This window comes from Pseudoalteromonas sp. CH_XMU1449-3, from assembly GCF_037027245.1.
Classification (GTDB): Bacteria; Pseudomonadota; Gammaproteobacteria; order Enterobacterales; family Alteromonadaceae; genus Pseudoalteromonas; species Pseudoalteromonas shioyasakiensis.
Genome location: NZ_JAYMDY010000006.1, coordinates 124,530 through 140,718, shown reverse-complemented (window position 1 = coordinate 140,718; position 16,189 = coordinate 124,530). Strand labels below are relative to the sequence as shown.

Here is a 16,189-nt window from a genome sequence, read left to right as displayed (position 1 = left end):
CAAGGTATTAATCACATGGAGTTAAGTGTTTATGAGTGAAGTGAGAAGTACACAAGCACTATTAATCAGCGCCGTTTTAATGTTAGCGGGGTGCAGTAATGCGCAGGCAGCAAAAGGCGAAACCGAAAAGCTCTATGACTTCGACGAAAAAGTCCACTACTACCAAACTAAGTTGGCCGACGGCCGCTACCACCTCGAAATTCAGTCTGACGACTACAAGCACTTTCGCAATCAAAGCGTATTCTTACTGCGCCATGCAAGTCGCTTATGTAGAGACAAACCTTTTATGCTAAGAGTGACTGATGGGGTGCAGGAGTATGAACGTTTTCCAACTAAACCACGCGCCTATCAGCCACCTTTAACGGTTGTTTTACAGTGTGAAGACGAAGCTAAATAGCACTAGTCTTCATATCCCCACGGCGCGTTTGGCGGCGTGATAGGTTTAGTTAAGTCAAAATCAACACGAAATTCACGCCCTTCACGCACTAAGCGATACGTAAATTGCTTAGGATAAATATACATTTGCCACGTGTTACCCATTGATTGGGGAATACCTTGGCTCACAAACAACTCTTTTGAATACTGATCAGCCGGGAACGACTGCGCGTTAGCAAAACCCGCATCAAGGGTATGGCCACCATACATGGTTGATTTATCATCGCTGCCATCTTTATGACGATGGTCATGCTTTAAACTCAAACCACTGCCCGTTTTTGTGATGATCCAAGTACGAGATGCATCATCACCAACATGAAATGGCACTTGTAACTCACGCTCGTTACAACGACGTACATGCATTACTAACTTTTTGCCCGCAAATGAGCTCGGGCCAGCAGCGTTATCAACGCTCACTTTACCTTCGTAAGCTTTACCGCAATGGGCAGCAATATTATCAAAAAAGCCATCATGGCTTGGAATTGACACTAATGGTGCAGGTCGTGCAGCCGCTACTGATGATGCTGCCACGAGCATCGATGCTACTAAGTATTTCATGGTGTGTTCCCTAAATAAAATTTCAGTCTAGGCTAATGGTTTAAAGACCATAAAGAAAACAATTACGATAAGCTGCTAGACAGCGAGTGGTCATCCTGTTTTTACAACTAATTTGTTGTCATTTTCAGCGCGATCTTTCATTAGCTTGAGAAGTGCTCGGTGAAAATCCTGAAATATCACTTCCCCCCATACTCGCGAATAAATGCCAAAGTTAGTGTTATCAAGTACCGTCGTTTTAAGGCTTAACAGCGTTTGATTATTACCACTTGCAACTAACTCATAACCACCATGCAGTGGCGAAAAATATTCCCCACCTAATTTCACATGCTGATCAAGTGCATGATCAGGAATTAACTCTGGGTCAATCTCAAAGTTATAAAGCATTTTCTCATTCGGCAGCCACTCGGTTATCACTTCTTTAAATACAACATTTTTCTGCCACTGGCTGGTTCTAATTGCACCTACCCCACCACCACTCATATCAGCTCGAATTGGCCTAGGAATACCAATTAATTGCGAAAATGAGCTTGGATATTCGCCCTCATGAATTTGGCTAACATTAGCTAATTGTTGCCACACAACATCAACAGGCGCATTGATAACAATTGTATTTTTAACTTCGTAAGTTTTCGATAAGTGTAAAAAGTTGAGCTCTAAAGGAGAAAGGATCAACGGCAACAAAGCTACCGACATCACCGCTTTGTTGCTTTTCTTTTCCCAAAGGCAATGACATAGCCCTGCTAACATACCGCCAATACTAGCAAAAAACATAAATGCAGGGAGAGCCATTGCAACGCAGATACTTCCTTCTAAAAGAGTTACTACGCTGACAAATAAGAACACAAAAATAGGTTGCCAAGCGACTACCGCCATTCTTCCATATGTCATCGGCGATAGTTGATTGTACTCAAAATGTACCCGTATAAACCCAATAGCAACAGGCACTAAAAACATAAACGAAATAGTAACAAGGCTACCGAAATTAAAGGTTCCGCTAACTTCAAGAAAGATGCGCATGCTGATGCCATAAAGCACACCCATCAAGATGCCGATAGATTTAGGAGAAAGAGGCCACATAGTTATTTGTTGTTTTCGCTATTTTACCAACCAAATTAGCAACTTTCTTTTTTAGAAACAAATAAAAACGCGGCCTTGGCCGCGTTTAGGTTCACATGGAAAAAACAGGTTATTGCCAAGGGCGTTCTGCTGCAAGTTGCTGCTCAAAAGCATCAATTTGGCTGTTAAGTGTTTCAGTCACACCGATAAAGTCTAAGCCACTTAACAAACGCTCTTTAATGTCATGGCGAATATCAAAGTGAATAGTGTCAAACTTATCGCTACGAAGTTGTTGGTTTTCTAAATCAACTTCGATATGAATATCGTCATGCTGTTCACTCAGCACAAATAATTGCTCAAGCGTTTCTGCTGGTAATGCGATAGCAAGCATTTGGTTATTGCCGCAGTTATTAAAGAAAATATCGGCAAAGCTTTCCGCTAAGATAACTTCAAAACCATATTGCTTTAATGCCCATGGCGCATGCTCACGCGATGAACCACAACCAAAATTGTCGCGAGTTAAAAGAATTTGCGCACCTTGGTAACAAGGGCGGTTCAAAATAAACTCAGGGTTTGGCTCGCCGTTATCTAAATAACGCCAATCGTAGAAAAGCGCCGCATCAAAGCCATCACGGCTGGTCGAAGTTAAAAACTGCTTTGGAATAATTTGGTCAGTATCAACATTGTTTTTATCTAACGGGGCCATTAAGCCACTAAAAAATACGCTCATTAGGCTTCTCCTCTGATATCAACAAAACGACCATGAATTGCCGCTGCCGCAGCCATTGCAGGGCTCACTAAGTGAGTGCGGCCACCGCGACCTTGGCGACCTTCAAAGTTACGATTAGAGGTCGACGCGCAGCGTTTACCGGCTTCTAATCTATCGTCATTCATTGCTAAGCACATTGAACAACCTGGCTCACGCCATTCAAAGCCAGCTGCTTTGAAGATATCTGCAAGGCCTTCGTCTTCGGCTTGTTTTTTTACAAGGCCAGAGCCTGGAACAATCAGCGCTTCAACACCCGCTGCAACCTGCTTACCTTCAACAATTTGCGCAGCAGCACGTAAATCTTCAATTCGGCTATTTGTACATGAGCCAATAAAAACGGTATCAACAGTTGCTGAAGACAATTTATCACCGGCTTTTAAACCCATATACTTTAGTGCGCTGCGGATTGCATCAGCTTTGATTAGATCTGGTTCTTGCTCAGGATCAGGAATGAATTCATCTACGCCAATCACTTGCTCAGGGCTGGTACCCCACGTAATTTGCGGTTGAATATCAGCAGCTTCTAATTCAACAACATGATCAAACTCTGCGCCTTCATCAGTTTTTAGTGTTTGCCAGTAGGCAACGGCACTATCAAAGTCAGCACCTTGTGGTGCAAATGGGCGACCTTTTAAATAATCATAAGTTGTTTGATCTGGTGCGATTAAACCCGCTTTTGCGCCCATTTCAATACTCATATTACAAAGCGTCATACGCGCTTCCATAGACAGCGCTTCGATCCCTTCGCCACAAAACTCAGCAACATAGCCAGTACCACCCGCAGTACCTAATTTACCAATCACCGCCATGATTAAATCTTTTGCAGTAACAGTTGGGCGTAGGCGACCATTAATTTGAATTTTTAACGACTTGGCTTTTTTCTGCTGTAGCGTTTGAGTGGCTAGAACATGCTCAACTTCTGAAGTACCAATACCGTGCGCTAGTGCGCCAAATGCACCATGGGTAGAGGTATGGCTGTCACCACACACTATGGTTGTGCCCGGTAAGGTAATGCCCTGCTCAGGCCCCATTACATGGACAATACCTTGATTAATCGAATTTAAATCATAAAGCTGAATACCAAACTCTTTACAGTTTGCATCCAGTGCCATTAATTGATTTTTCGACACTTCACTCGCAGCATCTAATGAGCGACTTTTTGTTGAAACGTTATGGTCCATGGTCGCAAAGGTTTTTTCTGGGCAACGTACTTTGCGGTTTTTCTCACGTAAACCCGCAAAGGCTTGCGGCGATGTAACTTCATGAACTAGGTGACGGTCGATATAAAGTAAATCAGTTTGATCATTTATGCTGGCGACTACATGAGCTTGCCAAATTTTATCGTATAAGGTTTGGGCCACTTGCTATTCCCTCATTTTAGTTACGCTGAGTGACGAGCTCAGCGCAAACAATTTTTAATTAAATACGTGCCACAATTGCCGCAGCAACATCACTGGTGGTGTACCCTGCATTTGGGTAGATATCGGGCGTACCAACACCGGCCTCAACCGCTTCTGCTACCGCTTTTTCAATCGTACGAGCCGCTTCATCTTGACCTAGTGAGTAGCGCAACATAAGCGCAGCACTTAAAATTTGTGCTATTGGGTTTGCAACCCCTTTACCCGCGATATCAGGTGCTGAGCCACCAGCTGGCTCATACAAACCAAAGCCAGACTGATTTAAACTCGCTGATGGTAATAAGCCCATGGAGCCGGTGATCATCGCGCACTCATCAGACAGAATGTCGCCAAATAAGTTATCGCAAAGTAATACATCAAACTGACTTGGCTGTTTAACTAACTGCATTGCCGCGTTATCAACATAAATGTAGTCAAGGCTTACCTCTGGGTAGTCTTTGCTCACTTCAGAGACCACTTCACGCCAAAGTACGCTGGTCGCCAACACATTCGCTTTATCAACCGAAGTAACATGATTACTACGCAGCTTAGCGGCTTCAAATGCAAAGCGTGCAATGCGCTCAATTTCTTTACGTGAGTATGTTTGGGTATCGAAAGCAGCTTCTTGCTCCCCTTCGCCACTGCGGCCTTTTTCACCGAAATAAATACCACCGGTTAACTCGCGCACACATAAGATATCAAAGCCTTGTGCACTGATATCTGCACGCAGCGGTGATGCAGCACTTAGTGCTGGTAATAATTGTGCTGGGCGTAAATTACAGAACAAACCAAAATGCTTACGCAGTGGCAACAGTGAAGCTCGCTCTGGTTGCTCGTTCGGTGGTAAGTTTTCCCACTTAGGACCACCTACCGAGCCAAATAAAATCGCATCGGCATTTTCACAAGCACTAAGAGTGCTTTGCGGTAGTGCCTGACCAAACTCATCAATGGCAGCACCACCAATTGCGTGATGATGACGAGTCAAAGTAAAACCAAACTTTTCGCTTACAGCATCCAAGACGGTTTCTGCTGCTGCCATAACTTCTGGACCAATCCCGTCGCCTGCTAATACTGCGATACTGTAATTCGATTGACTCATCCTGCTTTCCTCTGTTGTTTTAAATCAGACACTTTTTGTGCACGATAAATTAAGTTATAAACGCGGATCATAGCGCGTACCGACGCTTCAACCACATCCGCTGCAATGCCCGCGCCGTGATATGGGCGACCATCGTATTTAGCGATAATATTCACTTGTCCTAGCGAGCTGGCACCTTGGCCTGTTGCTTCTAGGTTATATTCAATCATCTCAACCGACATACCCGTTAAGCGCTCAATTGCTAAGAATGATGCTTCTACAGGACCATTACCCGTTGCTGCCTCTTGCTTAGACTCACCATCAATTGTCATGCCGATTGTTGAGCTCGCCACCGATTGTGAGTTAGACGTCGAGTTAACAAACTCAAGTTGGTACTTCTCGTCTTTATCTTTGATTTGGTTAAAGTAAATCATCGCTTCTAAGTCGTAGTCATACACAGTGCCTTTTTGGTCTGCTAATGCTAAGAAGCTGCTGTATAAGCTATCCATATCGTAATCAGATTTTTGATAGCCTAACTCTTCTAAACGATGCTCAATAACATGACGACCTGAACGCGAAGTCATGTTTAATTGGTTATTTGGTACACCAACACTTTCTGGCGACATAATTTCGTAAGTGTTTTGGGCTTTTAATACGCCGTCTTGGTGGATCCCTGAGCTGTGTGCAAAGGCATTTTCACCAACAATTGCTTTGTTTGGTTGTACTGGCATATTACAAATCTTCGCGACTTGGCGCGAAGCACGGTAAATCTCTTCACTGCGAATATCGGTATGAACTTTTAAGTGGTCTTCACGCATCTTCATGATCATCGCCACTTCTTCAAGCGAGCAGTTACCTGCACGCTCACCAATGCCATTTATTGTACATTCGATTTGGCGAGCACCGGCTTGCACTGCAGCGATTGAGTTAGCAACCGCTAAACCTAAATCGTTATGACAGTGCACGCTTAAACGCGCCTTGTCGATATTTGGCACATTGTTCATTAAGTGATGGATCATCGCAGCGTATTCGTCTGGCGTTACATAGCCTACGGTGTCAGGTAAGTTGATAGTTGATGCACCGGCATCAATAGCGCTTTCAACGATACGGCATAAATCCCAATGCGGTGTACGACCTGCATCTTCACACGAAAACTCAACGTCATCGGTGTAGTTACGCGCAAGTTTAATCGACTTAACAGCCATTGCCGTTGCATCGTCTAAGCTCATACGTAATTTGTGTTCAAGGTGTAATGGACTGGTTGCAATAAATGTATGAATACGGCCCTGCTCTGCCGGGCGAAGTGCTTCACCACATGCTTCAATATCTTTTGCAACAGCACGTGCTAAGCCACAAATAATCGGCCCTTTTACTTCAGTCGCAATGCGCTGTACAGAGCGAAAATCTGCCGGGCTAGATACCGGAAAACCCACTTCCATTACATCCACATTTAAGCGGCTAATGGTATGCGCAAGTTGAATTTTGTCGTCTTCGGTTAGGCTTGCTTTTAATGCTTGCTCACCATCACGTAACGTTGTGTCAAAAATCCAAACCTTATCTTTCATAAACTGTCCTCGTTCCCAATGACCCATTAGCGAGATAAAAAAAACCCCGCGGTTGCGGGGTTTTTTAATGTTCTACAAATGCAAATACACTAAGCCCCGCTCACTGATTTAAGCAGTAAGAGGTTTAGTTTTAATGTAATTGAATGTGTAATTTGCATCTTAATTTACTAAATGTGTGTTCAGTGGCTGTATTTTTAACATTCAAAAAACCTGCTTGCAAGCATAATTTTTCCACAAAACCGATTTTTAAATCGCCTTACCGGAATTAAAAATCCACAAAAATGCATTTTTAAGGTTAACCAACCCTCATTGAGTGTATTGAACGTTTAAAGTTTCGGAAGGTAAAGCCTCTATTGCTTAGATTAACTTTTGCGATTGGTTACTATCACGCACGTATAAAGTGGCACCGCGAGCAATATAGCGTAATTGCCAGATCAAGCGTTCAACCAGTTCTTCACGTTGTGTCCCTTCAATATCGAGGGCTTCGGCACCGGCGTTAAATACTAAAGTCACCATGGCTTCGGCTTGAATATATGCATGAGTTGGATCGCATGGTGTTTCACTTTCAAGGTAATGCGCAAGCTCTAAAATGAAATGTTTAATTTCACGAGCAACCGCGGCACGAAATGCTTTTGAAGTTCCTGAGCGCTCACGCAATAACAATCTAAATTGGTTGCTCGAGTTATCGATAAACTCCATAAAGGTAACGATTGATGTCGTGATCACACTACCACCACTCTCAATACGGCGACGCGCTTGGCGCATAAGCTGGCGAAGTGTTAAACCAGCTTCATCAACCATGGTCAAACCAAGCTCATTCATGTCTTTAAAATGGCGGTAAAAAGAGGTAGGTGCAATCCCTGCTTCACGGGCAACTTCACGCAAGCTTAAATTAGAAAAACTATGATCGGCACTCAATTGATTGAATGCAGCCTCGATTAGTGCTTGTCGTGTTTTTTGTTTCTGTTGCGCTCTAACACCCGACATGGAAACTCCCAGCGTGAACTTTTAATGATTTTTCGGTTAATGAGACAGTCTAATACTTGACGCGGAGAGAATGAAACACTATTTTAGCGTACAACTGTACGCCGAGATTTATTCAGATGAAAAAACCACCGATTATTTGGACCAATGTGCTATTTTTTAGCCTTACATTTTTGGCCGCGATCACCCTTGTTCCTTGGTATGGCTTTAGCTACGGATACACCAGTACACAGTGGATAGCCTTTGTTGGCTGTATGTTCTACGCCGGACTTTCTATTACTGCAGGTTATCATCGTTTATGGGCACACAAAGCCTATGATGTGCATCCTGTTATTGAAGTGATTTTTGCCTTAGGCGGTGCTTTTGCATTACAAAATAGTGCCTTGCACTGGAGTAGCGATCACCGTATTCACCATGGTCAAGTTGATGATCCAATCAAAGACCCTTACGCCGCTACTAATGGCTTTTGGTATAGCCACATCGGTTGGATGCTGCGCGATTACCAAGGCGAACAATACGGTAACTACAGTAACTGCCGAGACTTACAAAAAAACAAAGTCGTTATGTGGCAACACCGTCACTATATGAAGTTAGTCGTCGCGACTAATTTTGGTATTCCTTTACTACTTGGTTTAATGCTTGGCGATGTATGGGGCATGTTATTACTGGTTGGTTTACTACGCTTGGTATTGAGCCAACATTTTACCTTTTTTATCAACTCGCTGGCGCATATCTGGGGCTCACGCCCGTACACAGAAAAAAACACCGCCCGTGATAATGGTTTTTTAGCGCTATTCACATACGGTGAAGGCTATCATAACTTCCATCACATTTTTGCTAGCGACTATCGCAATGGCATTCAGTGGTATCACTATGATCCAACTAAGTGGATGATCCGCTCTCTAGCGGCAATCGGTCTTGCTTCAAAGTTAAAGCGCACACCAATTGAGCGAATCGAAAAAGCCAAAGCAGAAACCTTGATGAATAAGACTCAAGGTCGCCTTGCAAAATTGCCTTTAGCGCAAGATAAGCTTACATTATTACAATCTGAGTACGATTTACTGCTGAAAAAACTGCAACACTTCTGTGCCTTGCAAAAACGCGTGTTAGAAATCAAACGTAATAAAATGATGAAACAGTGTGAAAAATCAGCATTAATGACACAATATCACGAGCTTGAAGCCGCTTGGGAAAACCAAAAGCAGGCTTGGCTTGCACTAAATGCGAGGTTGTTAAAAGCCTCTTTTAGTTAACATAGGAGCGGCTGTGGCCAAACAACAAGTAAAGCAAAAAGATACTCCATCTTATCAATATGATGCGATCATCATAGGTACAGGTCCTGGCGGTGAAGGTACCGCCATGAACCTATCTAAAAGTAACAAAAAAGTCGCTGTTATTGAGCGTCAAGAAGCGGTAGGCGGCGGTTGTGTGCACTGGGGTACTATCCCGTCAAAAGCATTACGTCATTCTGTAAGCCGTTATATTGAATATAAAGCAAATCCGCTATTTAATATTAGTGAGCGCCCTAACCGCTTAACTTTCCCAGATATTTTGCGCCACGCAAGTAACGTCATTTCAAAGCAATCTAATTTACGCAGCAGCTTTTATGAGCGTAACCGCATTCATATGTATCAAGGTGATGCTGAGTTTATTGATAAACACACCATTAAAGTGACGCACCTAGACGGTTCGTTTGAAACGCTTACTGCACAAACAATCGTTATTGCTACTGGCTCGCGCCCTTACCGTCCACCAGGTGTAGACTTTAAACACCCACGTATATACGACAGCGATACCATTTTAGGCCTTGAAGATGACCCTCATCGTGTGCTGATTTATGGTGCTGGTGTAATTGGTTGTGAATACGCCTCTATTTTTAAAGGCTTAGGCGCCAAGGTTGACCTAGTGAATACCCGTGACCGCCTACTTGCCTTTATGGATGCAGAAATTTCAGATGCTCTAAGCTATCACTTTTGGAATAGCGGTATTGTTATCCGTCATAATGAAGAGTTTGATCGCGTAGAAACTCGCGATGACTGTGTGGTAATGCACTTAAAATCAGGCAAGCGCGTAAAAGCTGACTGTATTTTATTTGCCAATGGTCGTACGGGTAACACAGACACATTAAACCTTGAAGCTGTTGGCCTAAAAGCGGATGGTCGTGGCCAGCTTAAGGTAAACGAAACATACCAAACAGAAGTCGATAACATTTATGCTGTGGGCGATGTAATAGGTTACCCAAGCCTTGCCAGTGCGGCATTTGACCAAGGCCGTATTGCAGCCGATGCGATTGCATGTGGTAACTGTGATGAAAAGCTGATCATTGATATTCCAGCAGGTATTTATACAATCCCTGAAATGAGCTCAGTGGGTAAAACCGAGCAAGAGTTAACTGCTGCAAAAGTCCCTTACGAGGTAGGCCGTGCTCAATTTAAGCATTTAGCGCGTGCGCAAATTGCTGGCACCGAGGTGGGTAGCTTAAAGATTTTATTCCATGTTGATACCAAAGAAGTACTGGGTGTGCACTGCTTCGGTGAGCGTGCCTCTGAAATCGTTCACATCGGCCAAGCGATTATGGAGCAAAAGAACGGCGGCAATAACATTGATTACTTTGTAAATACCACGTTCAACTACCCGACCATGGCAGAAGCCTATCGCGTAGCTGCATTAAATGGTTTAAACCGTTTGTTTAAGTAACGAAGTAAATTACAACAAAAAGCCCGCTTAATGCGGGCTTTTTTACGATTAGCTTTTGCTTATTTGTGGTATTTACCACTGAACTCATGAACCGCGTTGATAAATACACCTGCGTTTTCTGGATCTACATCTGGTGTAATACCGTGACCTAGGTTGAATACATGGCCAGAACCTGTACCAAAGTCTTCTAGGATAGTGGCAACTTCTTGGCGAATACGCTCAGGCGTGCCATGCAGCATTGCTGGGTCCATGTTGCCTTGCAGCGCGACTTTATCGCCAACACGACGTTTTGCATCACCGATGTTAATAGTCCAGTCTAGACCTACTGCATCACAGCCTGTTGCTGCAATTGCTTCAATCCACTGACCACCATTTTTAGTAAATAACGTCACTGGTACTTTACGGCCATCATGTTCGCGAATTAAGCCATCAACAATCTTGTGCATGTATTGTAATGAAAACTCATTGTAGTCACGTGGGCTTAATACACCGCCCCATGAGTCAAATACCATTAACGATTGCGCGCCCGCTTTAACTTGCGCGTTTAAATAGTCGATTACTGAGTCCGCTAATTTATCAAGTAATAGGTGCAGTGTTTGTGGTTCTGCAAAGGCCATTTTCTTGATTTTACCAAATGTTTTGCTGCTACCACCTTCAACCATGTAAGTGGCAAGTGTCCAAGGTGAACCAGAGAAACCAATTAGCGGTACTTCACCTTTTAATTCGCGACGAATCGTACTTACCGCATTCATCACATAACCAAGCTCATCAGTTGGATCGATATTTGGGATTTTTTTAACATCTGCTAATGAAGAAATCGGACGTTCAAATTTTGGACCTTCACCTGTTTCAAAGTAAAGGCCTAAGCCCATAGCATCAGGAATAGTTAAAATATCACTGAATAGAATTGCAGCATCAAGCGGATAACGACGTAATGGCTGTAACGTTACTTCACAAGCAAGTTCAGCGTTTTTACATAAACTCATAAAGTCGCCTGCTTGGGCACGTGTAGCACGGTATTCAGGTAAATAGCGGCCAGCTTGGCGCATCATCCATACCGGTGTGACATCAACAGGTTGCTTTTGTAGTGCACGTAAATAACGATCGTTTTTTAATTCGCTCATGCGTATAGAATCCTAGAACTGAATGAAATTGAGCAGATTGTATCACCATATTGCGCGTCTCACTATGGATAGATAATCAAGGCTAGATATAGATCATGTTTTTTCAGCCTCCCTCAGCCTAATGTGCGTTTTTTGAGCGAAAACAAAATAAAAACAAAATAAATTTAAAACTTTCTATTAATAAATTTGCAACATACAAAAAAGCTTGGTATAACTTACCCCGCGTTAACAAAAACAATAATAAAAATCTTATAACAATAAGAACAACAATCTTCCCATAATAATAAGAACGCTTGTTTTAACAAGTCTAAGAAAAAGAATTAAACCACCAATTTTGGTGGTTTTTTCTTTTCTAAATCAGCAAATTACAACTCATCCGCTTAGATAAAAATTGCAAAATTAATACTAGTAGTTTTGAATCAATTCCCATACACTGCAATGAGAGCAAAAAAAGTCCACTCTAAAAACGAGGTCATTTTTTGGCCTATTCAATGCTGAAAAGTATGTCTTTAGAATGACTTTTACAATCTGTTGCAATTAGACACTAAGAATTTAGTTGATCTTTGTGTCATATTTCCTTTTTATATATACAAAGGAAAACCTACTCAGCGAGGAGATGAAATATGCTGACGCGTTTGGAAAAAGCTCAACAAAAATGGGGTGGTAGTCACTCTGTAATTGACAAATGGCTCACAGAACGTCAAGAGCTGCTTGTGTTGTTCTGCCGTATTGCAGGCTTTTCACCGTACGAAAAGAAAGATCATGCCCTTCCTGATCAGCTGCAAATTCAAAACTTTTGCCAAATTCTGATGGATTACCTTTCTGCTGGCCATTTCGAAATTTACGACGACATTGCCAAAGCGTGTGAAGAAAAAGGTCCTGAGAGCCAAAAGCTGGCGAATGCCTTATACCCGCGCATTTCTGAAACCACAGATGTAGCACTCGACTTTAACGACAAATACGCAGAAGTTGACAAAGATGACTTGCTTGATGAGTTTGATAAAGACCTATCAATCTTAGGCGAAGCACTTGAACTGCGCTTTGAGCTAGAAGATGAGTTAATCGACAACTTATATTCTAATCACACCAGCTAACAGCTTAGTTGCACAGCAGAGAAACACTCTCTGCTGAAGTGTTTTTGCCTTGCCAAAAAGAATCATCTATTCCATTTCGTAACAAATATTTGAAATATTTTCTTCAATGCGATACTCATACTATAAAACATGAGGCTCGCTATGAATAAACGGTCATTTTTAAAGTCACTTTCAATCCTTGCTGCTGGCGCAAGTTTAACATCAGCTCCTTTAATGGCTGCTCAGAATGCTAGTACCCAAACATTAATTAAGCCAAAAGCGCTGGAAAAAGGCGGCACAATTGGTGTGTGTAGCCCGTCAGCTGCCACTGCCGAACAGGCTGATATCATACTAGCAAAAGGCGTTATAGAGGCACTGGGATACAAGGCTAAGCTTGCACCAAACATTTTAGCAAGACGCGGACATTTAGCAGGCACTGATGCAATGCGAGCCGGCGACTTAAATAGTTTATTCAGCGACAAAGAGGTTGATGCCATTTTGTGTTTACGTGGCGGTTCAGGCGCTGCCCGTATTCTACCTTTGCTCGACTACGCAATGATCCGTAACAACCCAAAACCTCTAATGGGCTATTCAGATATTACCGCTCTTCATAACGCCTTACTGTCTCAAGCTGGGTTAATCAGCTTTCATGGTCCAAATGCATCGAGTGACTGGAACTCGTTTCATGTTGCACAATTTAAGAATATGTTCGAAGCTCGTAAGTTGATGCATTTCCAAAACTTACCAAAAGCCGATGATGAGCTTGTTAACACTCAGTACCTGACCCAAACGATTACACCAGGTAAGGCCTCTGGACGATTAATCGGCGGTAACTTAACGGTACTGACAGCCCTCGCAGGCTCGAATTATTTACCTGACTTTGATGGCGCAATTTTATTTTTAGAAGATATCGACGAAGCGCCATATCGAATTGACAGAATGATGAGCACACTAAAACTTATGGGCGCACTGGATAAGATTGCAGGCTTTGTATTTGGCGATTGTAATGACTGTAAGCCAGGCCGAGGTTATGGCTCGTTAACCCTTGACGATATTTTTGCAGATTATATAAAACCGCTGGGAATTCCTGCCTATCGTGGGGCTATGATTGGCCATATTAAACGCCAATTTATTCTGCCTGTTGGCACTGTGGTTGAGCTTGATGCAGATAGTGGCACATTAAAAATGAAAGAAACGGCATTTAGTTAATAAAATTTGCGCATAAAAAAAGGGCTAAAAAGCCCTTTTTTATTGAGTTAAATATTACTCAGCTGGTACAGCTTTGTCATCGCTTTGGATTTCAAGTAATTCTACTTCGAAAACAAGCGTTGAGTTTGCTGGGATCTTACCAAGATCACGCTCACCGTATGCAAGTTCAGATGGAATAGTGAACTTGTACTTAGAGCCAACTGGCATTAATTGTAAACCTTCAGTCCAACCTGGGATCACACGATTAAGTGGGAAAGTAGTTGGTTCGTTACGAGAGTAAGAGCTATCGAACTCAGTACCGTCTAATAAAGTGCCTTTGTAGTGTACTTTAACAACGTCAGTTGCTACTGGCTTTTCGCCTTCACCTTCAGTGATCACTTCGTACTGTAGGCCAGACTCAGTTACTGTAACGCCTTCTTTTTTCGCGTTTTCAGCTAGGTATTTTTCGCCTTCAGCTTTGCTCTTTTCAGATTCTACTTTCGCTTTTTCTTGTTGCTTAGTGCGAATGCTTTGATCAAGCGCCGTTAACACTTCACGAATTTTTTCGTCATCAAGTTTAGCGTTACCCGCTAGTGCGTCTTCAAAACCACGCTTAAGAAGTGCTTCGTCTAGTTCAACGCCTAGCGCTTTTTTATCAGCAAGGTCTTGGTTTAAGAAGTTACCAACAGATGCACCAATACCGTATGCTTGTTGTTGAGCTTCAGTCTCTAGTTTAACTTCAACTTGCTGTTCTTTTTTTGCTTCCTGATTACAAGCTGTAAGCGCTAAAACTGACGCTGCAATCAATGACAATTTAATCGTCTTTCTCATTTTATATCTCCGACACACTTTGCAGTTGTCAATTATTGTATTATTACTAGTTAAAGATTAACGACCTACATGGTAGGCTGCTTGTCTAATAACTAACGTCATGCCTATGCATGATCAGCGATTAGACTAACAACCTAGGCCTTCAACGAGACCTAGTCTAACCTCTCAATCACTAAGAGTTAAGGGGAAATACTCGTAATATGTCGATATTTCGTACTTTTTTGTATCTGCTCAGCCTTTGCTTAGTTGTAGCCTGCTCTGAGCAACATGAGCAATCAACTGCACGCTATGAGCATGCGGCTAAAGGTGCCTTCGCCAGTGCGCTGTCACACGATGGCAAATACAGCTTAATCTCATCAATACACCATGGGGTCGCACTGTGGGATAATCAACAACAGGTGCTAAAATACCAATGGTTTCAACAACAAAATCAAGATAGCTTGGTTCATACTGTTGCTATCTCTTACGACAATAGCCATGCAGTTACCGCTGAGAAGTCCACCTTTGCAGTGTGGGACATTGCCACGGGCAACAACACGGGTTATTACAAAATACACGCCTCAACAATTCGAGATATCGCGATAAGTAACCAAGGGCGCAGTGTATTATATGGCCGCGCCGACGGTGTAGTCGTTTACCTCGACTTAGAGAGTGGCAGGCGCATAGAGTTCCTTGGCCACCAAGAAAAAGTCAATGTTGTTGATCTATCGCCTAACGGTCACTACGCCATTAGCGGCTCAAATGATTATGTTGCTTACTTTTGGGATACTCGCACAGGGCAAGTGATCCACCGCTTTAATCACCCAAGTCGCGTTACTCAAGTCGCCCTTGATCCACAAGGTCGTTACGCATTTACCGCAGACAGTATGAAGCAAGCAAATGTATGGCAACTGACTACAGGTGATCTTGTTAGCAAACTGGCGTATATTGCGCGTCAGAAAATTTTTACCGCCGTCCGTTTTAACGATGAAGGCACTTTAATTGCCACCGGTTCACCCAATCGATTGGTTGATTTATGGCAGCTAGAGTCGGGTAAAAAATTACAAACGTGGCAAGTGATTCCTCGTGAAGGAAGCCGCCCGAAATCAGCCGTGGTGTTAGATGTTGCGTTTACTGATAACAACCAAGCGTTATTAACCGAAAGCTCCAGCGGATTCGCTGAAAGTTTTAATCTAAGAGAATCAAATGAATACAATTGAAGATCGTCTAATGGAACTTGAAGCGAAAGTCGCTTTTCAAGATGAAACAATTGAAATATTAAACGATGAGCTTAAAGCGCACCAACAGCAGCTGGCTAAAATGAAACGCCAGACAGAGTTACTTGCAGAAAAGATTAAAGAAGCGCAGCAGCCATCTTTAATGTCACAAATGCAAGAGCCGCCACCGCCGCACTATTAATTAGGTAATGATAGAGTAATTAGGTAGTGATAGAGC

Annotated in this window: 16 protein-coding genes; 7 read left to right on the top strand and 9 right to left on the bottom strand. The window is 42.8% G+C overall.

Annotated elements, in window-relative coordinates; translation table 11 throughout:
* Nucleotides 1–31 precede the first annotated feature (31 nt).
* Nucleotides 32–397 (top strand): hypothetical protein, encoded by a 366-nt coding sequence (locus tag WA256_RS09590; RefSeq protein WP_055198597.1) that lies wholly within the window; start codon nt 32–34, stop codon nt 395–397.
* 2 nt (nt 398–399) lie between these two features.
* On the opposite strand, the gene WA256_RS09585 is transcribed toward WA256_RS09590, so the two are convergent.
* From WA256_RS09585 to fabR, 7 genes are all read right to left on the bottom strand, one after another.
* A complete protein-coding gene (locus WA256_RS09585) occupies nt 400–993 on the bottom strand; it encodes a hypothetical protein (RefSeq protein ID WP_269407803.1) in 594 nt (197 codons plus the stop codon).
* Nucleotides 994–1,083: 90 nt separating this feature from the next.
* Nucleotides 1,084–2,010: an SRPBCC family protein gene (locus WA256_RS09580; protein ID WP_335990840.1), complete on the bottom strand. Its 927-nt coding sequence runs from the start codon at nt 2,008–2,010 to the stop codon at nt 1,084–1,086.
* Nucleotides 2,011–2,179: 169 nt separating this feature from the next.
* Complete coding sequence (leuD, locus tag WA256_RS09575) at nt 2,180–2,779, bottom strand: 3-isopropylmalate dehydratase small subunit (protein ID WP_054562894.1); 600 nt, start codon at nt 2,777–2,779, stop codon at nt 2,180–2,182.
* On the bottom strand, nt 2,779–4,179 hold the full coding sequence (leuC, locus tag WA256_RS09570; protein WP_054554474.1) for a 3-isopropylmalate dehydratase large subunit: 1,401 nt from the start codon (nt 4,177–4,179) through the stop codon (nt 2,779–2,781). The genes leuD and leuC overlap by 1 nt, the downstream gene beginning before the upstream one ends.
* 58 nt (nt 4,180–4,237) lie before the next feature.
* A complete protein-coding gene (gene leuB / locus WA256_RS09565; RefSeq protein WP_054554475.1) occupies nt 4,238–5,314 on the bottom strand; it encodes a 3-isopropylmalate dehydrogenase in 1,077 nt (358 codons plus the stop codon).
* Nucleotides 5,311–6,858: a 2-isopropylmalate synthase gene (gene leuA / locus WA256_RS09560; protein WP_063528590.1), complete on the bottom strand. Its 1,548-nt coding sequence runs from the start codon at nt 6,856–6,858 to the stop codon at nt 5,311–5,313. The genes leuB and leuA overlap by 4 nt, the downstream gene beginning before the upstream one ends.
* Before the next feature lie 357 nt (nt 6,859–7,215).
* Nucleotides 7,216–7,845, bottom strand: coding sequence for an HTH-type transcriptional repressor FabR (gene fabR, locus WA256_RS09555; RefSeq protein WP_054562898.1), 630 nt, complete (start codon nt 7,843–7,845; stop codon nt 7,216–7,218).
* Nucleotides 7,846–7,961: 116 nt separating this feature from the next.
* On the opposite strand from fabR, the gene WA256_RS09550 reads away from it, so the two are divergent.
* Entirely contained in the window at nt 7,962–9,095 is a 1,134-nt protein-coding gene (locus tag WA256_RS09550) for an acyl-CoA desaturase (RefSeq protein ID WP_269407805.1), read from the top strand.
* A gap of 13 nt (nt 9,096–9,108) precedes the next feature.
* A complete protein-coding gene (gene sthA / locus WA256_RS09545; protein WP_054562900.1) occupies nt 9,109–10,539 on the top strand; it encodes a Si-specific NAD(P)(+) transhydrogenase in 1,431 nt (476 codons plus the stop codon).
* A gap of 59 nt (nt 10,540–10,598) precedes the next feature.
* Here the strand turns inward: sthA and hemE are convergent, their stop codons facing one another.
* Nucleotides 10,599–11,663, bottom strand: a complete 1,065-nt coding sequence (gene hemE, locus WA256_RS09540; RefSeq protein ID WP_054562901.1) for a uroporphyrinogen decarboxylase — start codon at nt 11,661–11,663, stop codon at nt 10,599–10,601.
* A gap of 623 nt (nt 11,664–12,286) precedes the next feature.
* Here hemE and WA256_RS09535 point away from each other — a divergent pair.
* Both WA256_RS09535 and WA256_RS09530 read left to right on the top strand, forming a co-directional pair.
* A complete protein-coding gene (locus tag WA256_RS09535; protein ID WP_054562902.1) occupies nt 12,287–12,757 on the top strand; it encodes an Rsd/AlgQ family anti-sigma factor in 471 nt (156 codons plus the stop codon).
* A 141-nt stretch (nt 12,758–12,898) separates the two neighbouring features.
* Nucleotides 12,899–13,945: a S66 peptidase family protein gene (locus WA256_RS09530; protein ID WP_171037153.1), complete on the top strand. Its 1,047-nt coding sequence runs from the start codon at nt 12,899–12,901 to the stop codon at nt 13,943–13,945.
* Nucleotides 13,946–13,999: 54 nt separating this feature from the next.
* Here WA256_RS09530 and fkpA read toward each other — a convergent pair whose 3' ends face one another.
* Complete coding sequence (fkpA, locus tag WA256_RS09525) at nt 14,000–14,755, bottom strand: FKBP-type peptidyl-prolyl cis-trans isomerase (protein ID WP_062564767.1); 756 nt, start codon at nt 14,753–14,755, stop codon at nt 14,000–14,002.
* A 200-nt stretch (nt 14,756–14,955) separates the two neighbouring features.
* Between fkpA and WA256_RS09520 the strand changes: the two genes are divergently transcribed.
* Nucleotides 14,956–15,954: a WD40 repeat domain-containing protein gene (locus tag WA256_RS09520; protein ID WP_063529198.1), complete on the top strand. Its 999-nt coding sequence runs from the start codon at nt 14,956–14,958 to the stop codon at nt 15,952–15,954.
* Complete coding sequence (locus tag WA256_RS09515; protein WP_054554490.1) at nt 15,941–16,153, top strand: SlyX family protein; 213 nt, start codon at nt 15,941–15,943, stop codon at nt 16,151–16,153. The genes WA256_RS09520 and WA256_RS09515 overlap by 14 nt, the downstream gene beginning before the upstream one ends.
* Nucleotides 16,154–16,189: the final 36 nt, after the last annotated feature.